Raw genomic sequence first — 23,643 nt, 5'->3', positions numbered from 1 at the left:
GCAGATATCCTAGCTGGAGGTTAAATACATTTTTAAGTATTCGAGGAAGACTTTATGGTGATGCAGTTTATTACATGATTGCTCAAATAGCTGTTCCCGAGAAGTCCTTAATCCAATCAATTGAGAAAAATACCGGCTTTTTCTATACTATAATAGAAGGAGTATAAGGGAAGGAGCCTGATATGATTGACAAAGATAAAAATATACCCTATGAAGAGCTAGACGAAGAAACTGTATTTATTGTGACACAGACTTTTAAAGCACTATCGGATCCAACACGCCTGCGCATTCTTCAGCTTCTTTTTCAGGGAGAACATTCTGTAAATGAAATTGCAGAAACATTATCGCTGCTTCAATCCACTGTTTCCCATCAGCTCAGGTTTTTAAAAAATCTGCGGTTAGTAAAATTCAGAAGAGAAGGAACCACGATGTTTTACTCTCATGATGATCAGCATGTCATCGATGTCTTGAAGCAAATGATCGAGCATTCACAGCATATGTAAAAAAAGCAGCGAATGCTGCTTTTTTATACATGCTTAAGATTAAATTATTAAATAACATCGTGCGGCGCAAATGAACAGGCAAAGGTCCCTTTTTCAATTTGGATTGTCGGATGCTCAATTTCAAATTTATCATGCAGCTCCTTGTTCATTCTTAGAATTAATTCATCATTATCTTCAATCTTTGAACGCACAAGATGGACTGTCATTGCTGCCTCTGTGGTACTCATGGCCCATACATGCAGATCATGAACATCAATCACATCCGGAAGATTCATCAGATATTTTTTGATTTCCTCTGTTTCTATACCTGACGGAACAGCATCAAGCGACAAATTGACAGACTCCTTTAGCAAGCTCCATGTGCCAATAAAAATGACTGCTGCAATTATCAGGCTCACTGTCGGATCAAGCCATTCCCAGCCAGTATAGATCATGATGAATCCGGCAATGACGACTCCGAGAGACACTAAGGTATCTGCTGCCATATGCATGTATGCTCCTCGAATGTTCAAATCCTTTTTTCTGCCTGACATAAATAAAAATGCAGTAAAACCATTAATAACTATTCCGATAACAGCTACAATAATTACTGTGGCTCCTGCCGCCGGAGACGGTGCAGAAAAACGCTGAACCGCCTCCCAGGCTATGCCGCCTATTGCAATCAATAAAAATACGGCATTGAGCATGGCTGCAAGAATGGAGCTTCTCTTCAATCCGTATGTTCTTGTTTTGCTTGGCGCCTTTTTTCCCAGCCAAACCGCAATCCAGGCAATGGCCAAACCAAATACATCACTTAAATTATGTCCCGCGTCTGCTAGCAGTGCCAGAGAATTACTGGTAATTCCGTACACTGTTTCAACCGCAATAAAAATCACGTTAAGAATAATTCCAACTGCAAATGCTTTGCCGAAGTTTGCAGGCTGATGTGAGTGGCTATGTTCATGGCTATGTGTGTGCCCCATGCTTCCATCCTCCTTTATATGAATATATGCTCATATATAATATTATGTATCAAGCCTCATAGGAACTCAATCTTTATTTACCCTAAATAGCCGATATCATACACGCTAAAGCTTAGCGAGCCAGACCTATTTACAACTGAAGATTTTTAAAAAGAAAATTCGCGTAAATATTCCTCTTCAAGCGTTTTATGTCGTATTCTGCGGTTTCCCAAGAAATAATGGAAATATTCTAATTAATCCACTTTTAGAGTAATAAATAATCTTCACCTATCCAGAATCAATATTTTAAATAAATAGCTATTTTTTAAAAATTGTTGTTTTTAATAAGTAATGTGAAGCGAATCTATTATAAAATGAGGTTGGATGTAGCGAAAGGTGTGACACTCTTGCTTTGCTTAACAGGAGGCGAGACCCCGCAGACATGCTAGAGAATGAGTGTTCACCCCTTGTCCCGCGGAAAGCGAGCATCCTGGAGCAATAATCAACCCCTCTTTCTAAAGCATCAAAGTTTACAAAAACAGCCAATAAAAAACAGTCGTTCCATTAGGAAATAGCTGTAATGTTTACTATATACGATTGTTGCCCCAATAAAGAAGAAACCAGCATCAGTTTGATTAACTCATCCCATTTCAGAAGTTCAGCAATAACATCAAAACTGCCTGGAAGCAATAAAACAAGCTCCATAACTATAAATAGAATTCCAATTATAAAAAGAAAAATAACGATCTAAACTGAGGCTTGGTTAAAGTACATTTTCAGGGTGCTGTTTGGGAGTTGAATTCTCTTGGCGGAACAACCCAAGTAAGTGAGACAGGTTTATCAAAAAATAATTGTTAAAATAAGGAATAATACTGTTATAATAAAAAAAATAATGCTTTTTTTAAGGATGTGAACTTTATCACAAATTCTAAAGGGCTGTTATGGGGACATAGTTTAAAAATCACTGTATGCATTTTATTAATTGTTTTCATACTTAACACCATAAATGAACCCATTATAAAAAATGTGATGGCCGTTTTCCTTGCATTATCGGCAGGCAGCAGCGGAGACAGATTGCTTTTGCTGTACAGTGATAGATAAAAAAAATCAATGCCGCATTTAAGTACTGCTGTTTTCAAGAATGAAAAAATCCTGGCATCAACAGCCAGGATTTTTTCATTTTTACTTATACAATAAATATTTTTCCCTTACTTTCATGAACTCTTTTAATTTCCCTTGCCACTCTCTCTCCATTTGATCCACACTTTTTCCTTGTTCGATTCCCCTTCGTATGTCGCCCGTGCCTGCAAGATTATCAAAGTATGAAATTCCTTTGCTGTCAGGTGTTCTAAATGCAAACTTATCTGGATACATGTCATGTATCGTTTTAACAATATATAATCCGGCTTCAAAAGGCTTAAAGGCTTTTCTGTCGGTCACATGTATTTGGACGCCGTGTGCCAGCTCATTTACATACTTGGAGGTGGTCGGGATAAAGGATGAGGCTCTGAAAATGACTCCAGGAAGTTTTAGGGCATTTAATTTTTCAGCCAAATCATCTCCATTAATAAATGGAGCTCCTATTGTTTCAAATGGCCTTGTTGTACCCCTCCCTTCTGACAAATTTGTGCCTTCTATCAATGCTGCGCCCGGATAGACAATAGCGGTATCCAAAGTTGGCATATTTGGAGAAGGCGGAACAAACTGGAGCTTAGTATCATCATAAAGCATCTTCCTCTTCCATCCATCCATTTTTACTACTGTTAAATCTGCGCCAATATTAAATTCTTTATTAAAAAGTCTGGAAAGTTCCCCAATCGTCATGCCGTGCCTTACCGGGATCGGATATTCACCGACAAAAGACGAATATTTATCTTCAAGAACCGGTCCTTCCACCTTTACCCCGCCAATCGGATTCGGCCGGTCAAGGACAATTATGGGTATATGGTTTTCCTTTGCGGCCTCCATTGCCAATGCCATTGTGTAAATATAGGTATAAAATCTGCTGCCGGCATCCTGGATGTCGAATACGATAACATCCACGTTTTTCAGCATCTCACTTGTCGGTTTTTTGGTCGGCCCATATAGACTGTATACAGGAAGCCCTGTTTTTTCATCTTTATAATACTCCACATACTTTCCCGCCTGCTCGCTTCCGCGGATACCATGTTCAGGACCGAATAATGCAGTCAGTTTCACCTCTGGATTTCTATACATCAAATCAGCGATGCTGTTTAGCTGCTGATCGACTCCTGTTGGATTTGTGATCAAACCTACTCTTTTTCCTTTTATCAGGCTAAGCTTATCCTTTAATAACACATCTTCACCTATTCGCAGCTTTGAATGAGTATTGTTGTAGCCTTTATGGGCCATAGTAATGCTGATAGTCGAAGAAATGAGCAGCACAGCAAAAATAATAGTGAGAAGTTTTTTCACATTTGACCCTCCTCTCTAGTAGCTTAATCCGTGGCCAAAGGCATATAACACACTGCCATTTTGATTATATATTGTTACAGGAAGCTTGCCGGACGGATTCAGGCTTCCGAATGCGGCATTCACAGCCGCTTCAAAGCTTGCTGTTCTAAAGCCATATTGTGCCAGATAAGCATCAGCATCCGGGTAAGACATGATGTCATATGGATTGCGGATACCTATGCCTATGACAGGTATATTTCCTGCTGTCAGCTGATTAGCCAGCATCATTTGATCGCTCGCCGGAAGTCTTCCAGAAACGGTGGATGTATTTGTCCCCAATATAATATATTTAGCGTCCTTGATACTGCTTAATTGCTGTTCAGACAGCGGTTTAGCGGTTTTTATTACCATGACATTTTCATGATGTTTTTTAACCTGCAGCGCCAAATCTTCCACATAGCTGCTGCCTATTACGGCGATTTTGTCTTCCTTAGCTGCTTTTAAAGGAAGGGCACCATTATTCTTTACAAGAGTTACCGATTTTTCTGCTGCCTCCTTTTCGACAGTTTTATGCTGCGGTGATCCTACTACTTTCAATGCGTTCTGAATCTCTGCTTGAACAGAAGCTTTATGTTCAGATTTTAGAATGCCGCGGTTCAGCTTTAAGGCTAAAATCCGCTCATCTGATTTCTCAATGCGCGATACTGGAATTTCTCCCTTTTTCACAGCACTATATAATCCCTCTGCAACATCCTTAAGACCTACTGGCATTAACACAATATCCGTGCCTGCCTTTACAGCCCGGATAGCTGAATCAACTGGTCCAAAATTGTCGCTGATGGCCTGCATGTTCATTGCATCTGTGATGATGACTCCTTTATATTTCATTTGATTTCTCATAAGACCAGTCAGCACTTTTTCGGAAAGGGTAGCGGGTATGGAGATTTCTGTTCCGTCTTTTTTTGAAATTGCTTTTGTAGAATCGATTTTAGGAAATGTGACATGTGCTGTCATAATCGCATCAATTCCTGCGTTCATAGCCTGCTGAAATGGATATAGTTCCACCTTTATCAGCCGGTCCATATCATATGGTACTTCCGGAAGCCCCAAGTGAGAGTCCACTGCTGTATCTCCATGGCCTGGAAAGTGCTTGGCTGTAGCAGCGATCCCGCTGTTTTGCAGTCCCTTAATGTAAGAATTCCCCAAAGAAGATACAAGCTCAGGATCTTCTCCAAAAGAACGGACGCCGATGACTGGATTATCCGGATTGTTATTCACATCAAGATCAGGAGCCAAATTCATATTTATCCCAAGAGCCTTCAATTCTTCCCCGATGGCCTGACCCACTTTTTGAGTTATTTCATTTGACCTTGCTGCGCCTAAGGCCATATTACCAGGCATATCTGTTCCGGACTGAAGTCTGGTTATTACTCCGCCTTCCTGATCAATGCTCATTAACAGCCCATATTTGCTTGATGCTTCCTGATAGTCATGCACAAGCCTTGTGGTTTGTTCGGTATTTACAACATTTTCACGAAATAAGATGACTCCGCCCAAGTGGTAATCTTTTACCTGCTGTTGTATTTCCGGCAGCATGCTTGTCACATCTTTGCCGTTTTGTGTTCTGAAATCCGGCATCAGCATCTGGCCTACCTTCTCCTCCAGGGTCATGTGTTTAATGGCTTGCTCAATTACACGATAGCGACTGCTTTTATTTTTATGAATTTCTATGCTGTCCCCTTTTTTCTGGATGGATATTTTATCAAAGCTATTTCCAGATGTAACGGTAATTAGTGCTGTTCCTTTTTTTCCTGTAAACGTTATTTGCCCGTTTTGGTCAATCTCAGCAACTCTTTTATTGGCCGAAAGCCAGCGCACGTTTTTTTCGGCACTTGTAAAATGCCCGTCCCGATACACGTATAGTGCTTTTAGCTGCAGTTTATTATTGACAAGATCCCTCTTTACCTGAGGAATATTTGCATCTATTATGAGGTGTTTAAGCCCAAAAGATTGTGGCATTTGTGCGTTTACGGTAAAAGTTGAATTCGGCGAAAACATGATTACTGAAACAGCAATTGAAACCAGCATGATTTTAATAATACCTTTCATATGTTCCCCTCCCGTTACTATTATTCCGAGTTTAAGCGCCTTAAAGCAGTTTTTTTAATGTTATCCAATCTTGCGGATCACCTTGATTTTCGATAATGATATCTTTGGGATTACAGTGCATAGCGGTTCCGCACTTTTTTGATGACTGTATGGCTGCAAGCTATACTGCTGTTATTATACATACGTTTTATTTCATATCTGCCCTCCCAATTATAAAATATGTAAACCCTTACATAATCAGGTTATATGGTATACAAACCGCAGTCTATGCACCTTAAGTCACAAACCTGATGATCTCATTGCTATAACACTATCCTTTGTAGGATAACGATTGACTTATTTTTATAATTTTTAGAAATCTTAACTGTTATCGAAGTTTTGAAACAAAAATGTATAAAAGACTTCTGCAGCTGTTATGAAAGGCAAGAAAATGAAGTTTGCTTTCGTTAACTTTGCTGCTATGAAACAAGGTGGCTGATTTCCTCTCCAGGATGCTCAAATCAACCTGACTTGACAATGGGAACGCCTCACATAACAAATTAAACAAACAACAATCTTTAAGAAAAGAGCCTAACAGAAAGACATGTTGTATGTCTGCCACGATGTGCAGCTATTTTAATTTTGTGCAAAGGGACAGTTTAGCGGAAATAATTTATAAAATCATATAATTATCCAGGAGGTTGTATTAAGTTAATTTCGGCATCAAACGAAAAAGCTAGTTCACTATCTCCAGCATATTGAAAATTGAACGCCCACTTCACTAAAATGTGAGCCTTATGGTAGGATTTAAAGGAAAACTATTATGTGATAAAAATGAGGGTGGGGAACATCGGAATGGATATCAAATTTAATGGGTTTACCATTAAGATCAAAGACTTTGCGGAAATGGAAATGCATCCGGGGATTGTGTTTGTAAGTGATTGTGAAATAACAGCCGATGAATTTGATATTTTCATGAGATTTTGGCCAGTGAAGTGAGTGATTTATCTGTTTATCTTAAAACAAACGAAGAAACTTTATATATCTAAGAAATCAAATTGAAAACTTTTAAGGTCTTTTTATAAGGCTTATTTCTTAAAGATTGTTGTTTATTATGCAGTGCACCTGAGGAGGTGAAGTATGTTTACTTTTCGAAATATAGAATTGCCAAATGACAGCAGTACAATAATTTCATTTAGAAAAGATTCTTATGAGGTAAGCTTTGGCGATACCAGCCAGTTCGGTAATGCACGGGATTATTTAAGAAAAATTGAAAACCGGCTTCAGTTATTTCCCGGCGGGCTTGTTATTGTGGAACATAACAATCAAGCTGTAGGGCAAATAGAAATGCAGATCAAGGAATACGAATTTGAAAATATCGGCTATGTTAATTTATTTTATTTAATACCTGAATATAGGGGCAAGGGTATGGGAAGTGAACTTATTGGCTATGCAGAAAGGTATTTTGCTTCCTATAATATAATGGAATACCAGCTAAGGGCAGCCATTACAAATACAGGTGCACTAAATTTTTATAAAAAACATGGCTTCCGCATTCTGCGGACCGAAGAAACTGCAACACCCCATCCACGATACAGGCTAGGCAAAGCACTCTTCAATGAAAATGGGGTAATTTTGTAATACACTGCTGTGGAACGGATATAAAAAATGGAGACTGATTCTTTAAAGCAAATTTTCTAAACTATGGAATTCTATTATCCCCCATCAATTAAATTGAAAGATTTCATTAAAAAGAATTTGGTTTTATAAATAGAAAGACTTAAACGGCCAAACAATTGATGGCTTCTTCCGGTTGGCCCGGCTGGGGTCTTTTTTTTTACATATAAGTTTGGAGGCTAGTAAATGGTGTATTTATACGTGGGGTTCGGCGGAATCTTAGGTGCAATTTTACGATATGTAATTGGCGGATGGATATTTGAAGAAACAGTATTCCCCTTTGCGACATTATCCATAAATCTGGCTGGCAGCTTTTTGTTAGCCTGGCTGACTGCCTCCCTATTCAAGAAAACCAGCATTCCTTCCGAGCTAAAAACCGCTATAGGAACAGGATTTGTCGGATCTTTCACTACATTTTCAACATTAAGCATAGAAACGGTCACATTATTTAAAAATGGCCATGGTTATATGGGAGGTTTGTATATAGCAATAAGCATAATCGGAGGCGTTCTTATGAGCCGCCTTGGCTTCATGGCAAGCGGAGAGGAGCAAAAATCATGACGTTATTCCACTTGGCCATGGTGGGCCTCGGAGGTTTTTTTGGGGCAATATCCCGATATTCATTAAGCAAATTTATTAACGGACAGCACAGCTCATCCATTCCTTATGGAACAATGGCGGTAAACTTGGCCGGGGCCTTTTTGCTTGGTTTCATAACAGGCTCACAAGCAAATCTTACTCTTACTCTCTTATTAGGAACAGGCTTCATGGGGGCATTTACCACCTTCTCAACCCTTAAACTTGAAATCATTCAGCTACAGATGAAGAAATATATAAAAGTACTCATCCTATACATTGTAATCACTTATGGAGCGGGTATTTTTCTTGCATACCTGGGCTATCACATCGGCAGCCTGATTTAGAGCTAAAGTACAATAGGGCAGAGCATGACCATATTTATAATCTCGACTGCTCTGCCCTCATAAAGAAGTTTGCTCCTTTATATCCTGCGAAAACTATATTCAGAAGCCCTATGCTGAAGAATAGCAGCATAAATAACTTTGTGCCTGCTGTCACAGGTACGAAATAGGAAAAACATCCATAACTGATGATAAGAAAAAAAGTCCCTAAGGTTCCAAGAAGAATAATTGCATATATCCCCCTTTTTTTCAATTCCTTATAGATAGCTGTGTACAAAACCAGCAGGAAACTGAGCAAAGAGACAGCCGGAAAAATAGGCGAGTATTTGATCGCCAGGATTAACAGGGTGAGCTGCGGTACTGGTTCAGGATTTATGCTTGTCTGCTGTACATTTAAATAGTCAACAGCTGTTTTGGTATCTTCGTGAAAACCGCTTCCTTCATAAAGAGAGAAAAACAAAGATATGCCAAAAATGATTAAAGCACTGCACAAGACAACGGGTTTTATAATTTTCATAGCCACATACCCAGCCTTCTTTCATACGTTTTAATTTTCAATTTACCGTTGTGAAACTATCAGGAATTTTTTTAGATCCGTTTTCAGACGCTGCACTTCTTTTTACAAACCAGTTACACCCGAAGGCTCTGAAATGGGCAACCAAGCTTTCACTTCAAAGAAACCTTGCCTTCTCAAAAAACTAATTGGGATCCTGAGATCTCTGATTTTGATCCACCCTCATTTTAACATATTTATCCATAAACTGATAAGCATGAAACGAAAAATAAATGCTCTATTCTTAAAGTTTATTAATATGTTCTGTTGATCAGGCCACGTGCAGCTGAGGAGACTTACCGCGTGCATGCTGAATCGGAAATCAGCCAACTTGTAGCATAGCGGCAAAGTTTACGAAAACAGCTAAAATAAAAAAAGCTGAAAAAGTACATCAGCTTTTAGAAGGGGATTTCCAGTTCTTTGTCTATATAACGCACATCATAAAAAAGTAAATAATTCTGGCACTCTTTTTCTAAAATCACTATAAGTGTGCCCTCCCCCTTGAATGGCACAAAACCTCGCAGAATGAATTTTCTTCTTTATAAGTTCAAAAACAGCTTGATTGGAAGCTGAAAATAGTTTGCTGAGTGTTTCATCTTCTCCTGCCTCTTCTGTGCCGCAGTCACCATAAAAGCTTTTTATTGAACTCAGATCAGAGCGTTCCACCAGTTTTTCTATTTCCTCCTGATTTCTGAAAAAAGCAGATGACAGCACGATTATATGCCTGAAAATTTCGGGATACATGCATGCTGAGTATAATGATATCAAGCCTCCCAGTGATATGCCGGCAAGCGCGGCCTCATTAGGCAGCGTTCTGAAAGTTGTATCTATATATGGCTTCAGCTCTTTCACGATGAATTCCGCATATTTCCCCCCTTCTCCTCCTAAATCACTGTCTTTTCCCATTATCTCTTTACTGTACCTGCCAATAGGCCATGGACAATATTCATTCATACGCTGCTCGCTATTCTGATATATCGCGGCTACGATGACTTCGAGTTTATTATTTTCCAAGTATTCCTCCAGACCTAACGAAACCCCGCCAATCGCTTCTTTATCATGAAAAACATTTTGTCCGTCATGCATATAAAGGACAGGATATTCCCTCTTTTCTTCTTCATAGCTGCAGGGCAGATATATGTTTACATGTCGGGCTTTGTCTTTAAGCAAATTTGACGGTATATGTATTTTTTTTATCACTTTGAACCCCCACTTTTATAATAGATCATTATCATTACAATTTTATAGTACCAACACAATCCCTTTGTTATATTTTTAAATGGCTGTTTTCTTAAACTTTATTGCTGTGGAACAAAGGGTTGATTTCCGCTTCAGGATGCTCGCTTTCAGTAGGGCGGGAAGTATGCTCCTCAGCTGCGCTTGCGGGGTCTCACCTCCCCTCAAATCCCACAGGAGTCTCGCTCCTTACACTCCAATCAACCCGGTTAAACAACAGGATTGCCTCACAGAATATATAAAAAAACAACAATCTTTAAGAAAAGAACCTTTCAATTTTTTTATCTTAGCATTTATTTCAATTTTTACATGTCAGGATATTAATAGGACAAATAATCCCAAAATCAGACAAAAAGATTTTACCTGTGAATGCCAAGAATATTTCTTAGATTTGCTAATTCCTGCTGTACCACGTCAAGTGTCGAAGGAATTCCCACTGTTTTTATGCTATCCTTGGTTTCTCTTGCATCAGCTATATCCCTCGATTTCTCTTGGCGCAGCAAATCAGCTATTTTTGGAGGGTCAGAGTAATTTTTCACATAATGATGCAGATTTTCTTCCACCCTTTTTGCATCTGCATCCTTTAAAACGTCATGCCAGCTTTCAATTTTTCTTTTGTTGAAGGAAAACGATTCATAGAAATCGGCTATTTTGTTCAAAATCTGAAATAATTCTATTTTAGTCATATTCTCTTTACTCCTCCTATTATTTAGAATAACTTGCTGAGGGTATTTAAAAACATTTATTAATCATGAATGTCTCCGTTAAGGCTTCCGTAACTAAGAAAATTGTTTCATACTTCTTATATCTTTCCGGATGAGAAAAGTAGCATCCTAAGAAAGATTTTAGATAATTCCCACATTACACTTAAAAATGTTAGAATTCACATGTTACATGTCCAATTTCACTTTGCATAACTACTTGTTTATAAAGAAAAGGGTCTTTTCTTATAGATTTTAATGCGTTCTGAGAGGTGATCTCATTATTAAATGAGGTTGAAGGAGTGCAAGGTGCGAGACTCCTGTTTAGATTAGCGGGAAGCGGGCATCCTAGAGCGGAAATCAACCTCTCGTTCCATAGTAAAAAAGTTTACACGGCAAAAAGCCTTTGCTAAGGCTTAGCAAAGGCTTTCTTCAGTTTGAGGCATTTTTGCATCTTATACTTTCTGAACAGAGGATACGGCTTCATTTTTTTGTATTAAGCCAAGCTTGAGCAGAGCATTGTAAATGCCGTCTTCTGAGCAGGAATCTGTGACCATATCAGCGGCTTCCTTGGCTTCAGCCACCCCATTTCCCATAGCAATGCCTGTGCCGATTGCTTCAAGCATTTCAATATCATTATAGCCGTCACCAAAGGCGAAGCTGTTTTCATTCTTTATGCCGGCTGCTTTGAGAATTTTTTCGATTCCGATTGCCTTGGATGCTCCTTCCGGAAGAACATCAAAGGCATTTTCACCCCATCTTACAAATTTATAGCCGGGATATAATTCTGAGTACAATTTATCATCTTCAGTGCCGCAATACAGATGCGCCTGATATACAGGTGTGTGTCTATAAAATTCACGGTCAACAACCGGATAGCCCAATTTCATTGTTTTAAGGCCTTCAGCCAGCCATTCATGTTTTTCTTCACTTGCATTTACCGCATGGCTGCCGCAATAAGCGATAGCATGGCCTTTGCCTGAAGCAGCATTTGTCAGGTCAGCAAGCATTTCTCCATCCATCGGGTTTGTAAAAATTTCGCTGCCTTCATATACAACATACTGGCCGTTTATAGAAACAAAGGAATCTATATTCAGTTCTTTTAAAATCCATTCAAACATTATAGGCACGCGGCCAGTTGCAATCACTGTTGAAATTCCATTCTGTTGAAGCATCTGTACAGCTTTCTTGGTGGATTCCGGTATTTGCTTATTTTCATTTAAAATAGTGCCATCCAAATCAAAAAAGACAATCTTCTTTTCCATATTATAACCCCCGGTCATTGTCGGTGATGCTTTATCAATAAGTCTCATTGCAAGGATAATATATGGAAAGGGTTTCAAGTCAATAAGAAATTTCAATTACTTTCCGGAGCGGTGAAAAAAAGACAGTTACCCGATTAAAAATGATAAAATAAAGACTCAGTTTCACTAAGGAGGATTTTAACATTGAAAAAACAAATCAAAGTTGTGGCGGCCATAATAGAAAATGATCAAAACGAAATCCTTTGTGCTCTGCGGTCACCAGAAATGTCCATTCCAAATTTGTGGGAATTTCCAGGGGGCAAGGTGGAAGTAAATGAAGACATTTATTCTGCATTAAAGAGGGAAATTAATGAGGAACTATATTGTACCATTGAAACAAAAGAATTTTACCATGAAAATATCCATGAATATGAAGATTTTACCATACAGCTCATTTGCATAATCTCTAAAATTATTGATGGCGAACCAAAACCTAGTGAGCATTCCAAACTGATTTGGCTTCACAGACGAAATCTCCCCTCTTTAAAATGGGCTCCAGCTGATATTCCAGCTGTAAATAAGCTTTTTACAGATATTCAGCCTTCCGATTGAGAAGGCTTTTTCCTTTGCTCAAAATCATTTCCAGGGGGAAGGCAGGCGATTACGGCAATTACTATATCTGAAAGGGTATAACCGGGAATAAAAGTTCCAGCAGTTTCAGCTGATATAATAAACCGTGGAATGAATAAAAAGACTGCATCCCTATCTTAAATAGCATATCTATGTTATGATTAGTTCTATTAGCAATAATATGGGGTTCTACCAGACTTTTCTTAGTCACCTTCCCTCTGTAAAAGAAGGGAGACATAGAATACATGTCCAAAGACCACATTAAAACCATGCTAGAAACCTTGAAGCAATATCATGAATGTCAAATATCCCTGACCTTTAATGATGACGGCCAACAGCCGCTATTGTCTGTGTGCTATAAAACTAGCTGTTACGAGTTAACATATATAAAAACACTTAAAATAGAAAGTTATAATAATATAGAATCAACCATTTCGGCTATTGAAGCGGCCATACAAAACAGCAAGAAAGAAACTTCTATATAGTATTGGTTTCTAAAATAGAATATAGCAGTAATACAATGAAGCAGCCCTCACTAAGGATTTCCTATCCCCCTTGATGGCTGCTTTTATACCATATGGCAACTCCACTTTTGCCCCTAATGTCCTCTTTCCCCCTAATTTTCTTCATTTTAATAACTTTTAACTAAAACGAAATTACTTAGATGTACTCCTCCTGCTCTCTTACCATTTTCACTCTCTTTTTCCTTATGAGCTCGCGCTTAATATGCTTCCGTTATTCTGAAAAAAATGGAATTATAGAAATTCCAAATGGACATTCACCTGCCGGCAGCTTGCTTGAATATAATATTCAAGCAATTGCGAGGTGATTATGATTAAAGGTCTATTTACTGATGAGCCCTCCCTAAGGAGCCAGCTGGCTGATTGGGAGAAAACAGCGCTTTTAAAGTTTGAGGAAAAAATGACAGACAAAAAGAACCCTTTTCCATGTATTCCTGCAACAATCGGCTTTTCTTTAAATCATCTGAGATATGGATTTGCAGGTGATCCAAGAAAAGAATGCTCAGCCCGTGAGCTGGCACTACTATTAGAAGATTTCAGCAAGAACTCAAGACATTTCGGGAATTACACATCTCTTATTATTTTTTTTAAAACACCACAAAGCATGATTAAAACGTTTAATATCCAGCAATATGAACAGCTGTTTTGGCAGCATCTGAACATGCTGAGCGAATTGGATAGCAGCAAGTGGCCTGAAAATATACCTGATAATCCGCATAATCCCATTTGGGAATTCTGCTTTCATGGTGAACCATATTTCATGTACTGTGCTACTCCAGCCCATATTAATAGAAAAAGCAGGCATTTTGATTTTATGATGTTCGCCATTACACCAAGATGGGTATTAAAGGAGTTTAATAAATCAGAATCACATGCAGACAGAATCAAGCTGCATGTGCGAAAAAGATTGGCAGATTACGATACTATAGGAATCCATAAAGATTTAAATCTTTATGGAAAGAAAGACAATTACGAATGGAAGCAATATTTTTTAAGGGATGATGATACTTCGCTATCTAAATGTCCTTTTCATCGTTTTATGAACTATTTCAAGCAAGACCCTTAACGGGGGTTTCCTTTAGAGATTTCCTTTAGAGGCTTTCTTTATCTGCATAATGGAGTCCTCGATGCAAGCCATACCGGCGAATGGTGCAAACTTCTACAAAAAGCTCCAGACATCTTAATACCCCATATTGCATAAAAACAGCATTGAGAAATTTCATTGACTTTATATAAAGACTGTATTTTTGCGGAACCTAAGATACAATGATGAACGTCATTGTATCAAATATTTATTACTGCTTTAAGGGACAAATAGATACAATAAGCAGCTGCTGCGAAGAAGATTATGGCGATTTTTTGATTGCTCCTCATTCTAATTCCATATGCGCAAAAAAAGATGCAAGCAGCCAATTTAGATACACTTTGAAAGTAGGGATTATAAGAAAAATAGGAATTGCTGAAAATAACCGAAGATAATAATGAAGCACAAATTAAAGCTTTAAACCATAAGGGTTCATTGAGAAACATCAAAATTAACCACTTTATCCTCTGCATATCTTAATAACTCCCTTCAAAGGCATTATTGCTTTAGGCTGTTTTCGTAAACTTAGCTGCTATTAACAAGGGGTTGATTTCCGCTAGAGGATGCCCGTTTTCAGTGAACGGGCGGTGAGCCTCTAAAGCAATGCTTGCAGGGTCACAGCTTCCCGCTAATCTAAGCAGGAATCTCGCACCTTACACTCCAATCAAACGGGTTTAACATCAGAATCGCTTCACAGAACATATTAAAAAACGACAATCTTTAAGAAATGAGCCTTACTTTAAATATATGCCATGCTTCTGCAAAACACTATAAAATTCGCAAACTAAAAAAAACCCATCCAATTAAGGATAGGCTTTTTAAAATATTAGTCGATATTCGGCCTTTTTACATACAGCAGCAAAAATATCACGCCAATGACTGCCGTTACAGCGCCCCAGATCAGGTTGATATTTAGTCCATGAAGCGACTTCAAGGTTGGCGGAGATATGATTCCTGAAATGATAAGAATAAGCCCAATAATTAAGAAAATGAGTCCGATATTAATACGGATATCCAGGAAAATATTTTTTTTCATGATATTTTTCCTCCCTAAAAGAACCAAATGTTAATAATGATAAAAATAATCAATGAAATGACAGCCAATATTTTCGGATTTCTGTACCATGAAAGATGTTTGTGTGAAAGCTTATCGCCGAGCCCGTATACAAGACCTTTCAATTCGGAATGCGATTTTGGCTTAGTAAGAAGGCTTACGATGATTTCCACCACAATGGCTCCAAAGAAAGCCCACCAAGCTCTCCAGAAGTTTCCTGCTGCAGGACTTGCAAAGAAGTCTTCAGGAAGGCCATAGTACAAGACGCAGGCCGTCAGTGTTCCGGTAACAAGACCAAAGAATCCGCCCCATGCGCTTGCTCTTTTCCAGAACATCCCAAGAAGGAATACAGCAAATAATGGTGCATTGAAGAAGCCAAAAAGCGTTTGCATATAATCCATTATGCTTGGGAAGCCCATTACAATATAAGCTGTTCCAATACTGATGATTACTCCGACAATCGTTGAAAGCCTGCCCATAAACAAGTAGTGCTTATCACTAGCTTCTTTTTTAAGGTAAGCCTGGTATATATCATATGTCCAAATAGTAGTGAAAGCTGTTACATTTCCTGCCATGCCTGACATGAATGATGCCAGCAGTGCTGTAATTCCAAGCCCTAGCAGTCCGGTCGGATAATATTTTGCCATCAAAAGCGGCAATGCCATATCAAAATTTCCAGCATGGCTTGTCGGTCCAAGCTTAGGAAGTAAAGCAAGTGCTGCAAGTCCTGGCACCACAGTCAAAATAGGCATCGCCATTTTAAAGAAGGATGCAATGATCGGCGTGTTTTGGGCCGCAGTCATATCCTTTGCAGCCATCGCACGCTGCACCACTAGAAAATCGGTTGTCCAGTATCCAAAGGAAAGCACGAATCCAAGGCCAAGCGTAATTCCGATCCACTCCACATGCATACCATTTCCGGCAGCTGTTGAAGTGCCCTGCCAGATGTGTGTATATGTTTCCGGCAGCTTTGCCATCAAGCCTTTCCATCCACCCATGTCAATCAGTGATAAAATGGTGACCGGAAGCAAACCGATCCAGATAAGGAAGAATTGAATGACTTCATTGTAGATAGATGAGGTTAATCCGCCAATTCCTACATATACCAAAACTATTGCTGCAGCAAGAATAATACTGAAATTCATCGACCAGCCAAGAAGCACTTTAAGGATCAATGCCATAGCATAGAGGGATATACCTGACATCAGTACAGTCATGACTGCAAAAGAAATGGCGTTGAATCCCCTTGTCGCTTCATTATAGCGGAATTTTAAATACTCCGGTACTGACCGGGCTTTTGATCCATAATAAAACGGCATCATAAATACACCGAGAAAGAGCATCGCAGGAATCGCCCCGATCCAGTAATAATGAATCGTCATCATTCCATATTGATAGCCGCTTGCCGCCATCCCCAGCATTTCTATCGCACCCAGATTCGCAGATAAAAATGCCAGGGAGGTAATCCAGCCAGGTATTGAACGGCCGGATAGAAAAAAATCGCTGCCTGTTTTCATTTTGCTTTTCAAAGCAAAACCTACTAAAATTACAAAAGCGAAGTAGACCAAAATAATCAAATAATCAATTAATTTGGGATGAAAGATTGCATGTTCCATATGTAAGGCCCCTTTCTAGTTAAACATTCTTTTTTACCCTATTCTAAAATAATAAAACATGCAAGTAAAATTTTAGTAAATTTTTATCAATCTAGCAATTTTCTGTTTTTTTCTCATAAAAATCCGAGGATTTCACTATGCCGCTTCATAATGGGTTAATATCCAGAGCTTTGAGTGCTGCGAAAACAAAAAAATAGTGCCATCTCTGTTTGGTAGAGATGGCACTTCTATCAGGAGTGAAGAATTCTTTTAAGGCCATCTACAATCAGCTGATGATCTTCCTCCTGAGTTAGGCCGGATACAGTAATGGTCCCTATCACACCGGCACTTTTCACAGCTAGAGGAAAGGAGCCCCCATGCACCGCATATTCCTCAGGGCTTACAGAAAACGCCTCAAAATAGGAACGATTCTTCGACTCATTATATAATCTGATATAATACGAGCTGTGGTTATGCCGTGCAGTAACATTTGATTTTCTTCTGATCCAATGCTCCTGGTCAGGGCTAGTGCCGTCCATGGCATGATAAAATAGCTTTTGCCCATTTTTTGAAATTTGTACCGCAATTGATTTTCTTCCCTTTTTGGCCAAATCTATCAGGATCTGCCCTAGTACGAGGGCCGTATCATGGGAAAATTGTTCAAACTGCAATTCTTGCTCCTGCTTTCAAATCTCTGCTAATTTTTCACTGGTTTCCATTTTACTTTCATTCACCATTCAGATATACCGCTCTTTTCTCCCGATTGCTGTCTAGGGCAGCTTGAATGATTTTAATCGTCTTTAGTCCGTCTTCACCCCTGACAGGGCTTGGTTTCCCTTCTCTGATGGCTTCTGCTGCACTTTGATAATAAGTGCTGTAGGACCCTGGAATGGTTTCCACGCTTTCTTTAATCTCCTGTCCATCCCTGATCACAGTAAGCTCTCCATACCATTCTTTTTTATCTTTTCCCCAATTTTCGTTCGCCGGCGCTTTCCCTGCTTTTAAATCATCTTCCTGGCAGTCTATGCCAAATTTTATGAAGCTCCCCTTGCTGCCGTGCACCTTATAACGTGGTCCCTGGTCAGCTACAAGCGAGCCTGAGTGCAAAATTACCCTCAAGGTTTCATAACCCAAAATAATGTGAAAGTAGTCATCTGTTTCTGCGTTTTCTCTTTGTGCAAAAACATCAGCCATTACAAATTGGGGCTCCCCGAATAAATGCAAAGCTTGATCGATTAAGTGCGACCCGAGATCATACAGCATGCCAGATCCTTTACCGGCTTTCTCTCTCCAGCGGTCACGGACTTCAGGCCTAAAACGGTCGAAATGAGCTTCATAGGTTGAAATTTCCCCTAATGTGCCTTCAGCTATCAATTTTTTGATCGTCAGAAAATCATTATCCCAGCGTCTATTATGGTATACACTAAGCATCAGCTTATTTTCTTCAGCAAGAGCAATGAGTTCCTCTGCCTCTGCCGGATCGATGACCATTGGCTTCTCTATAATCACATGCTTATGGTGCTGCAGGGATTTTTTTGCCATACTGTAGTGAAGCTGATTGGGTGTTGTAATGACTATAAGCTCAATATCAGGATCTTCCACAAGGCTATCAAAGTCTTTAACTACTTCTATATCTCCTAAATTTTCTCTTACTTTCTCAGGATTGGAGGACATTACTTTAACAATATCAAACTCCTCCATTGTTTTTAAAAAAGGACCGTGAAACGTAGCTCCCGAAAATCCGTAACCTGCCAAACCCGTTTTAATTGCATTCATCCCTTCATCCTCCTTCTATTTATGTAATAATCAGTTCAATTCCTAATAAATCAAGCTTCTGTTTCAACTCATGATGAGGAACTGTATTTGTAATTAAAATATCGATATCAGACAGTCCGCAAACACGATGAAAAAATCTTTTTTGAAATTTAGTGGAGTCAGCAAGAACAACCACTTTCTCAGATGATGCAATCATGCTCTTTTTCACATGCGCCTCTTCTTCGCCGGGAGAAGTCAGCCCATCTACTCCTATTCCGCATGCGCCAAGAAATAAAACATTTGTTTTATATTTTTTCAAATCTTCAGAGGCGGAAAACCCGGTAAAATTCCTGTTAAACCCATTGAATTTACCTCCTGCCATATAAGTGGTATATCCCTCTCTTTCACTTAGTATCTGAACAATATCAATTGAATTTGTAACAGCGGTAATATTTTTGCTATTCATAAAGCGTGCTGTCATCTCGACTGTAGTAGAGGTATCGAAAAGGACATAATCATCATCTCTTATTAGTTTGCTTGCTTCTTTGGCAATGCTTTCTTTGGATTTCGGCATTTCTCTTTCCCGGTATGGAGCGACCGCAGACATATGAGAAGATAAAATGGCTCCCCCTCTTACCCGGACAATATCCCCGTCTTCCTCTAGCTTTACTAAATCCCGCCTTGCTGTATCCCGGGAAACCTTAAACTCATCCATAATATCTTCAGCAGTAATCTCATATTGCACGTTAAGCCAATCAAGTATTTTTTCCAAACGCTGTTTTTGTGTCAGCTATACCACCTCCCTGCTCCATTAAAGAATAAATTATTAATACCTATTTAACAAGTAAAAAACTTATATTTTTATTCATTATAAGTTTTTTACTTAATTATTATCAATCAAAAAGGCTTAAGGAAATTCCTTAAGCCTTTTGATGGTATATAAGCAGTCAGCTTATTTCTTCTGAAATTTCCTTAATTGCTTTTCTCACCTTTTCAATATCATCGTCAGAGGTATCAAATGAAGCAACCCAGCGCACTTCTGATGAATCAGGATTCCAAATGCTGAACGCAATTTTTTCCTGCAGTTTATTCATCCACATATCCGGCATGACAGCAAACACGGCATTGGATTCAACTGGATGTAAAAGCCTGAATTCCGGGATTGCTGAAAGCTCTTCAGCAAGCTTTACAGCCATGGCATTAGCGTGGTTCGCGTTCTCGAGCCACAGATTTTCATTCAGATAGCACTCAAATTGAGCTGCGATAAAGCGCATTTTAGAAGCAAGCTGTAATCCGTGTTTTCTTATGTATAAGAAATCCTGTGCTAAGTGCTGATTAAAGAATATAACGGCTTCTCCTGCCATCAAACCATTTTTAGTGCCTCCAAATGAAAGCACATCTACACCGCAGCCGGCAGTGATTTCTTTTAAACTGCACTGAAGATGTGCTGCTGCATTGCTTAAGCGTGCTCCATCAACATGCAGGTACATGCCGTTTTCGTGGACAAAATCGGCAATGGTTTCGATTTCCTCTTTGGTATACACCGTTCCAAGCTCCGTACATTGCGAGATGGATACCGCTATCGGCTTGCTGCGGTGAGGGGAATCCGCCTGCTTTAAGAGTTCCTTTATCCCGCTGACAGTAATCTTTCCGTCTGCAGAAGGGCATGTGATCAGCTTGCCGCCAGTGAAATTTTCAAACGCTCCTGTTTCATCTCCGTTAATGTGAGACACGGAACTGCAAATCACCGAATGATAAGACCGGGTCATTGACTTCAAAGCCAGCACATTTGCTCCAGTTCCATTAAAAACATAATACACCGAAATATTTTCGCCAAAATGCTTTTTAAATGCATCAAGTGATTTCTTTGTGTATAAGTCTCCGCCATATGAAGCTGCATGTCCTTCATTTGCTTCACAAATGCTCTTAAGTATTTTGGGATGAATTCCAGAATTATTATCACTTGCAAACATTTTATTCATCATTCAAACTCCTTTTGATTAAGTCACCTAATGTAAATTTACTTTAAGCTCCTCCTTCTGTCCACATAAAGTCTTAGATAAACCATTAAGGCCGCATAGGTATTCAGGAGTATAAATAAACAGGCAAAAAGCAGCTGAATAAAAATCAAGCTGCTTTTAAACATTTATTAATATCCGTAGCCGCCGTAGCCTCCACAGCTGCATCCGACAATAATTAGCAATATGAATAGAACGACCACAAAAGCAAAGCCGCCTCCATATCCAATTCCTGCTCCATCACCCATTACAAATCCCTCCCGGCTGTTTTGTTTAGGAGATAAATCTTCCAACACTTTATCGTATGTATTTTGACAATATAGGTTCACCCATTTTTTAGCCATAAGCGGGAGCTTTTTCCTCTGTGATTTTATTATTTAATTTGCGCCGGGCGGTTTTGCAGCGCCAAGACCCTTAGCAGGCAATTACGGTTATACCGCTGGATGGCAATCAGCGGAATGTTAAAGCATATTGCGTATCCAATTATGATGCAGCCAGCCCAAAAATCATTAAAAGCAAAAACAAGCGGATACCTTCTTTGTTTTTTATGAAGCGGAAATAATAGAGCATCACCAAATGTGAAATTCCCTATCTTCTTTAAGGTGCGGCTAAGCAAAAGTGTGATAACCAGGTAATTCAGGCAATATGCGACCGGTTCTTCTGCTGCAGTATCAGCACTGTCAGCTAAAAAGGAAAAGGAGAAAGCAATCCAGAAAATGATTAATACAGCTGACCTGGCCCAGTCAGCATAAATCCTGAAGAAAAACTCTTTCCCCATCCAAATATCACACTTGATAATCCCGCATTGTACATACTCATATTCAGGATACTTTTTCCGCTGATTGCGAAGGCAGGATATCATCTAGAAACAGCCCGTTTAATAAGAGATAAATTTTCTACTACTCGTTCTTTAAAAGCTTCACCTCCTGTTTCAAAGTAGGCATCCCGGCTTGTACAGGCTGCTAGATACTAGGGTATACCACATAGCTGCAGCAATTAAAAGTCAATAAGATGGATTATTGCCGGTACATTTGAAATTGTAAGGCAGAAAATATGTTAACATAGAACCTGAAGAGGTGAGTCAATTGACTGAAGAAGCAGAAGAATTTAATGGTGTCGATACGTCTGTAATCTACGATTACAGTGATTATCCAGATGCCATTAGCGGCCGGTGCGACAATTGCAAAAATGCAACTTTCAAAAGTTCTGTTAAGGAATTCGTGTTTATCCGCGAGTGCCGTACCTGTGGAATGAAAAAAAGCATCTAAAAAAATCAGCGGGCATGATTTTTCATGCCCTGATTAAAAAATATACCCGAACACACTAAGGACATATCATTCTTAAATAATCGCCTATTTCCTGCTGCAGGGGAAAATTTCATAATGATTTTAGCCTAGAATTTTTATGTATTCACTTAACACTTCTATAATGTCAGAAAGGCTTTCAAGAGTTGCTGCTACATCACCAATCACCCCGGACTGCATACTGTTTAGCTGCCTGATCTGTGATACACCTTCTGTAATTTCGTTTATATTATCCTTGACCACCTGGATGAATTCATTAATTTCACCTGAGGAATTCTCCGTTTCCTTCGAAATTTTCCGGATTTCTTCTGCCACAATTTTAAAGCCTTTGCCTGCCTCGCCTGCACGTGCAGCCTCAATATTGGCATTAAGCCCTAAGATGTTTGATTGCCGTGATATCTGCTGAATCACCTTTAAGATACTGTCAATATTTTCGGAGTTTTCCCTTGCTTTTTCAGTAAACGAGTATAATTGGCTGTTTGTATCAGAAAGATTCTCCGCTTGAGCTACAATCCTTGTGATTAGATTCTTAATCCTTCTTGTAATAGAATTCAGTTTTTCAATGCAATCTTCCAATTTTAATATTATATCAATATTATAAGCCATGCCCATGGCGCCGATAATTCTATTTCCATTAAAAATTGGTGTTGTTTTTCCAAAAAAGTGAATGCCATAAACTTCAAATGGGGGCCTGCCTGCGCCCTTGTTACCGCGTAAAGCACTTTGAATGACTTCATCTTCCTTTGAAACTGGATCACCAGCCTTTATGCCGAGTTTGATATTGTGATGATCCAGCTGCAGCAGCCACTTTTCCCTGTCGCATATGGATATGGCAATATCTTCTTTAGCTGCTGTTTGAAAAAAAGCAGCACTATCAACAAGAGACTGTAAGATTTCATGGTCGTTTTTTAGAGTAGTTATCATATTTATTCTCCTAGTGGTAATTTAGTCTCGAGTCTATATTCCCATAGTAGCATGTGAACGTTTTTATAACAGCTTTATTTTGGCAGGAATGTGCTGCTTTTCACGTTTTTAAGAAAATTCATCCTATAAACATCTTTCCCTTGGAAAAGGAATAGGGTAATAAGAAGGAGATTTCCATGTTCCGCATGAAGGGAGTAAATATGATGAGCATAAAACCGGATCAGCTTAATATCAGCTGCGTTAACATCATCAACATGGATCAGTCCAGCTCAGTATCTGTCGGTTCCACAATAAAAGCCGGCAGATATGTCTGTGCCAAGAAAAATCAAACCTTTGGCCAGCAGGGAGGATGCGGATGCATGCTTACCCATTTTAAAACCATTTTATCTGATAATGATATGCTTGACTCTGCAGCAGAAAAGTTTACTCCTTAAAGTAAATATTCCCGATTAAAGGGGTTTCTGAGAGAAAGCGGAGTGA

General features: G+C 39.1%; 27 protein-coding genes and 1 pseudogene. 11 read left to right on the top strand and 17 right to left on the bottom strand.

The window, feature by feature from the left end:
- Positions 1-182 precede the first annotated feature (182 nt).
- Positions 183-503 (top strand): ArsR/SmtB family transcription factor, encoded by a 321-nt coding sequence (locus BM126_RS16970; protein ID WP_071351507.1) that lies wholly within the window; start codon positions 183-185, stop codon positions 501-503.
- Between the two features lie 47 nt (positions 504-550).
- On the opposite strand, the gene BM126_RS16965 is transcribed toward BM126_RS16970, so the two are convergent.
- The 4 genes from BM126_RS16965 to BM126_RS16950 all read right to left on the bottom strand — a co-directional run bounded on the left by BM126_RS16965 (position 551) and on the right by BM126_RS16950 (position 5,968).
- Positions 551-1,465 (bottom strand): cation diffusion facilitator family transporter, encoded by a 915-nt coding sequence (locus tag BM126_RS16965; protein WP_090990612.1) that lies wholly within the window; start codon positions 1,463-1,465, stop codon positions 551-553.
- Positions 1,466-2,008: 543 nt separating this feature from the next.
- Positions 2,009-2,149 carry a hypothetical protein gene (locus tag BM126_RS22535; RefSeq protein WP_177201470.1) on the bottom strand — a complete coding sequence of 47 codons (141 nt, stop codon included), beginning with the start codon at positions 2,147-2,149 and terminating at the stop codon, positions 2,009-2,011.
- Between the two features lie 477 nt (positions 2,150-2,626).
- Positions 2,627-3,817, bottom strand: coding sequence for an exo-beta-N-acetylmuramidase NamZ family protein (locus BM126_RS16955; RefSeq protein ID WP_090990644.1), 1,191 nt, complete (start codon positions 3,815-3,817; stop codon positions 2,627-2,629).
- Between the two features lie 78 nt (positions 3,818-3,895).
- Positions 3,896-5,968 carry a glycoside hydrolase family 3 protein gene (locus BM126_RS16950; RefSeq protein WP_090990610.1) on the bottom strand — a complete coding sequence of 691 codons (2,073 nt, stop codon included), beginning with the start codon at positions 5,966-5,968 and terminating at the stop codon, positions 3,896-3,898.
- An 834-nt stretch (positions 5,969-6,802) separates the two neighbouring features.
- On the opposite strand from BM126_RS16950, the gene BM126_RS22530 reads away from it, so the two are divergent.
- From BM126_RS22530 to crcB, 4 genes are all read left to right on the top strand, one after another.
- Entirely contained in the window at positions 6,803-6,946 is a 144-nt protein-coding gene (locus tag BM126_RS22530) for a hypothetical protein (protein WP_177201469.1), read from the top strand.
- Positions 6,947-7,087: 141 nt separating this feature from the next.
- Positions 7,088-7,588 (top strand): GNAT family N-acetyltransferase, encoded by a 501-nt coding sequence (locus tag BM126_RS16945; RefSeq protein WP_090990609.1) that lies wholly within the window; start codon positions 7,088-7,090, stop codon positions 7,586-7,588.
- A 222-nt stretch (positions 7,589-7,810) separates the two neighbouring features.
- Positions 7,811-8,185, top strand: coding sequence for a fluoride efflux transporter FluC (locus BM126_RS16940; protein ID WP_090990608.1), 375 nt, complete (start codon positions 7,811-7,813; stop codon positions 8,183-8,185).
- Complete coding sequence (gene crcB / locus BM126_RS16935) at positions 8,182-8,547, top strand: fluoride efflux transporter CrcB (RefSeq protein WP_090990607.1); 366 nt, start codon at positions 8,182-8,184, stop codon at positions 8,545-8,547. The genes BM126_RS16940 and crcB overlap by 4 nt, the downstream gene beginning before the upstream one ends.
- Positions 8,548-8,581: 34 nt before the next feature.
- Here the strand turns inward: crcB and BM126_RS16930 are convergent, their stop codons facing one another.
- From BM126_RS16930 to BM126_RS16915, 4 genes are all read right to left on the bottom strand, one after another.
- Positions 8,582-9,061 carry a DUF4306 domain-containing protein gene (locus BM126_RS16930; RefSeq protein WP_256213164.1) on the bottom strand — a complete coding sequence of 160 codons (480 nt, stop codon included), beginning with the start codon at positions 9,059-9,061 and terminating at the stop codon, positions 8,582-8,584.
- Positions 9,062-9,535: 474 nt separating this feature from the next.
- Positions 9,536-10,297 carry an alpha/beta hydrolase gene (locus tag BM126_RS16925; protein WP_090990605.1) on the bottom strand — a complete coding sequence of 254 codons (762 nt, stop codon included), beginning with the start codon at positions 10,295-10,297 and terminating at the stop codon, positions 9,536-9,538.
- Between the two features lie 395 nt (positions 10,298-10,692).
- Positions 10,693-11,019 carry a replicative helicase loader/inhibitor gene (locus BM126_RS16920; RefSeq protein ID WP_090990604.1) on the bottom strand — a complete coding sequence of 109 codons (327 nt, stop codon included), beginning with the start codon at positions 11,017-11,019 and terminating at the stop codon, positions 10,693-10,695.
- A gap of 470 nt (positions 11,020-11,489) precedes the next feature.
- Positions 11,490-12,299 (bottom strand): Cof-type HAD-IIB family hydrolase, encoded by an 810-nt coding sequence (locus BM126_RS16915; protein WP_090990603.1) that lies wholly within the window; start codon positions 12,297-12,299, stop codon positions 11,490-11,492.
- Positions 12,300-12,482: 183 nt separating this feature from the next.
- Here BM126_RS16915 and BM126_RS16910 point away from each other — a divergent pair, with 183 nt between their 5' ends.
- The 4 genes from BM126_RS16910 to BM126_RS22525 all read left to right on the top strand — a co-directional run bounded on the left by BM126_RS16910 (position 12,483) and on the right by BM126_RS22525 (position 14,908).
- The gene (locus tag BM126_RS16910) at positions 12,483-12,890 is read left to right on the top strand and encodes a (deoxy)nucleoside triphosphate pyrophosphohydrolase (RefSeq protein WP_090990602.1); all 408 of its coding nucleotides are present in this window, start codon (positions 12,483-12,485) and stop codon (positions 12,888-12,890) included.
- Positions 12,891-13,153: 263 nt separating this feature from the next.
- Positions 13,154-13,393, top strand: coding sequence for a hypothetical protein (locus tag BM126_RS16900; protein WP_090990600.1), 240 nt, complete (start codon positions 13,154-13,156; stop codon positions 13,391-13,393).
- 346 nt (positions 13,394-13,739) lie between these two features.
- Positions 13,740-14,495: a YqcI/YcgG family protein gene (locus tag BM126_RS16895; protein ID WP_090990599.1), complete on the top strand. Its 756-nt coding sequence runs from the start codon at positions 13,740-13,742 to the stop codon at positions 14,493-14,495.
- 203 nt (positions 14,496-14,698) lie between these two features.
- A complete protein-coding gene (locus tag BM126_RS22525; protein ID WP_090990598.1) occupies positions 14,699-14,908 on the top strand; it encodes a hypothetical protein in 210 nt (69 codons plus the stop codon).
- 431 nt (positions 14,909-15,339) lie between these two features.
- Here the strand turns inward: BM126_RS22525 and BM126_RS16885 are convergent, their stop codons facing one another.
- From BM126_RS16885 to BM126_RS16850, 8 genes and pseudogenes are all read right to left on the bottom strand, one after another.
- Positions 15,340-15,549 carry a hypothetical protein gene (locus BM126_RS16885; RefSeq protein WP_218154478.1) on the bottom strand — a complete coding sequence of 70 codons (210 nt, stop codon included), beginning with the start codon at positions 15,547-15,549 and terminating at the stop codon, positions 15,340-15,342.
- Between the two features lie 14 nt (positions 15,550-15,563).
- Positions 15,564-17,183, bottom strand: a complete 1,620-nt coding sequence (locus tag BM126_RS16880) for a sodium:solute symporter family protein (protein ID WP_090990597.1) — start codon at positions 17,181-17,183, stop codon at positions 15,564-15,566.
- Between the two features lie 230 nt (positions 17,184-17,413).
- A pseudogene (locus BM126_RS16875) lies at positions 17,414-17,836 on the bottom strand (heme-degrading domain-containing protein); the annotation flags it as partial.
- A 52-nt stretch (positions 17,837-17,888) separates the two neighbouring features.
- The gene (locus tag BM126_RS16870) at positions 17,889-18,938 is read right to left on the bottom strand and encodes an oxidoreductase (protein ID WP_090990596.1); all 1,050 of its coding nucleotides are present in this window, start codon (positions 18,936-18,938) and stop codon (positions 17,889-17,891) included.
- A gap of 19 nt (positions 18,939-18,957) precedes the next feature.
- Complete coding sequence (locus tag BM126_RS16865) at positions 18,958-19,689, bottom strand: DeoR/GlpR family DNA-binding transcription regulator (RefSeq protein ID WP_090990595.1); 732 nt, start codon at positions 19,687-19,689, stop codon at positions 18,958-18,960.
- Positions 19,690-19,864: 175 nt separating this feature from the next.
- Positions 19,865-20,899, bottom strand: coding sequence for a threonine aldolase family protein (locus BM126_RS16860; protein ID WP_090990594.1), 1,035 nt, complete (start codon positions 20,897-20,899; stop codon positions 19,865-19,867).
- 167 nt (positions 20,900-21,066) lie between these two features.
- Positions 21,067-21,183 (bottom strand): YjcZ family sporulation protein, encoded by a 117-nt coding sequence (locus tag BM126_RS16855; protein WP_071351489.1) that lies wholly within the window; start codon positions 21,181-21,183, stop codon positions 21,067-21,069.
- Positions 21,184-21,308: 125 nt separating this feature from the next.
- Positions 21,309-21,713: a hypothetical protein gene (locus BM126_RS16850; RefSeq protein ID WP_141770093.1), complete on the bottom strand. Its 405-nt coding sequence runs from the start codon at positions 21,711-21,713 to the stop codon at positions 21,309-21,311.
- A gap of 307 nt (positions 21,714-22,020) precedes the next feature.
- Between BM126_RS16850 and BM126_RS16845 the strand changes: the two genes are divergently transcribed.
- On the top strand, positions 22,021-22,203 hold the full coding sequence (locus tag BM126_RS16845; protein ID WP_090990592.1) for a DUF8096 family protein: 183 nt from the start codon (positions 22,021-22,023) through the stop codon (positions 22,201-22,203).
- A gap of 120 nt (positions 22,204-22,323) precedes the next feature.
- On the opposite strand, the gene BM126_RS16840 is transcribed toward BM126_RS16845, so the two are convergent.
- Positions 22,324-23,163: a methyl-accepting chemotaxis protein gene (locus BM126_RS16840; protein ID WP_090990591.1), complete on the bottom strand. Its 840-nt coding sequence runs from the start codon at positions 23,161-23,163 to the stop codon at positions 22,324-22,326.
- 176 nt (positions 23,164-23,339) lie between these two features.
- Between BM126_RS16840 and BM126_RS16835 the strand changes: the two genes are divergently transcribed.
- Entirely contained in the window at positions 23,340-23,597 is a 258-nt protein-coding gene (locus tag BM126_RS16835) for a hypothetical protein (RefSeq protein ID WP_256213157.1), read from the top strand.
- The last annotated feature ends 46 nt before the right edge of the window (positions 23,598-23,643 follow it).

This window comes from Bacillus sp. OV322, assembly GCF_900112495.1.
Lineage (GTDB): Bacteria > Bacillota > Bacilli > Bacillales > DSM-1321 > Peribacillus.
Note: the sequence above shows the minus strand (reverse complement) of the source record. Positions and strands in the feature narration are given on the sequence as shown.

Coding starts and splice junctions, on each gene's coding strand:
- BM126_RS16970 (WP_071351507.1), top strand. CDS start 183: ATGATTGACAAAGATAAAAATATACCCTATGAAGAGCTAGACGAAGAA.
- BM126_RS16965 (WP_090990612.1), bottom strand. CDS start 1,465: ATGGGGCACACACATAGCCATGAACATAGCCACTCACATCAGCCTGCA.
- BM126_RS22535 (WP_177201470.1), bottom strand. CDS start 2,149: ATGGAGCTTGTTTTATTGCTTCCAGGCAGTTTTGATGTTATTGCTGAA.
- BM126_RS16955 (WP_090990644.1), bottom strand. CDS start 3,817: ATGGCCCATAAAGGCTACAACAATACTCATTCAAAGCTGCGAATAGGT.
- BM126_RS16950 (WP_090990610.1), bottom strand. CDS start 5,968: ATGAAAGGTATTATTAAAATCATGCTGGTTTCAATTGCTGTTTCAGTA.
- BM126_RS22530 (WP_177201469.1), top strand. CDS start 6,803: ATGGATATCAAATTTAATGGGTTTACCATTAAGATCAAAGACTTTGCG.
- BM126_RS16945 (WP_090990609.1), top strand. CDS start 7,088: ATGTTTACTTTTCGAAATATAGAATTGCCAAATGACAGCAGTACAATA.
- BM126_RS16940 (WP_090990608.1), top strand. CDS start 7,811: ATGGTGTATTTATACGTGGGGTTCGGCGGAATCTTAGGTGCAATTTTA.
- crcB (WP_090990607.1), top strand. CDS start 8,182: ATGACGTTATTCCACTTGGCCATGGTGGGCCTCGGAGGTTTTTTTGGG.
- BM126_RS16930 (WP_256213164.1), bottom strand. CDS start 9,061: ATGAAAATTATAAAACCCGTTGTCTTGTGCAGTGCTTTAATCATTTTT.
- BM126_RS16920 (WP_090990604.1), bottom strand. CDS start 11,019: ATGACTAAAATAGAATTATTTCAGATTTTGAACAAAATAGCCGATTTC.
- BM126_RS16915 (WP_090990603.1), bottom strand. CDS start 12,299: ATGGAAAAGAAGATTGTCTTTTTTGATTTGGATGGCACTATTTTAAAT.
- BM126_RS16900 (WP_090990600.1), top strand. CDS start 13,154: ATGTCCAAAGACCACATTAAAACCATGCTAGAAACCTTGAAGCAATAT.
- BM126_RS16895 (WP_090990599.1), top strand. CDS start 13,740: ATGATTAAAGGTCTATTTACTGATGAGCCCTCCCTAAGGAGCCAGCTG.
- BM126_RS22525 (WP_090990598.1), top strand. CDS start 14,699: ATGAACGTCATTGTATCAAATATTTATTACTGCTTTAAGGGACAAATA.
- BM126_RS16885 (WP_218154478.1), bottom strand. CDS start 15,549: ATGAAAAAAAATATTTTCCTGGATATCCGTATTAATATCGGACTCATT.
- BM126_RS16880 (WP_090990597.1), bottom strand. CDS start 17,183: ATGGAACATGCAATCTTTCATCCCAAATTAATTGATTATTTGATTATT.
- BM126_RS16870 (WP_090990596.1), bottom strand. CDS start 18,938: ATGAATGCAATTAAAACGGGTTTGGCAGGTTACGGATTTTCGGGAGCT.
- BM126_RS16860 (WP_090990594.1), bottom strand. CDS start 20,899: ATGAATAAAATGTTTGCAAGTGATAATAATTCTGGAATTCATCCCAAA.
- BM126_RS16855 (WP_071351489.1), bottom strand. CDS start 21,183: ATGGGTGATGGAGCAGGAATTGGATATGGAGGCGGCTTTGCTTTTGTG.
- BM126_RS16850 (WP_141770093.1), bottom strand. CDS start 21,713: ATGGGGAAAGAGTTTTTCTTCAGGATTTATGCTGACTGGGCCAGGTCA.
- BM126_RS16840 (WP_090990591.1), bottom strand. CDS start 23,163: ATGATAACTACTCTAAAAAACGACCATGAAATCTTACAGTCTCTTGTT.
- BM126_RS16835 (WP_256213157.1), top strand. CDS start 23,340: ATGTTCCGCATGAAGGGAGTAAATATGATGAGCATAAAACCGGATCAG.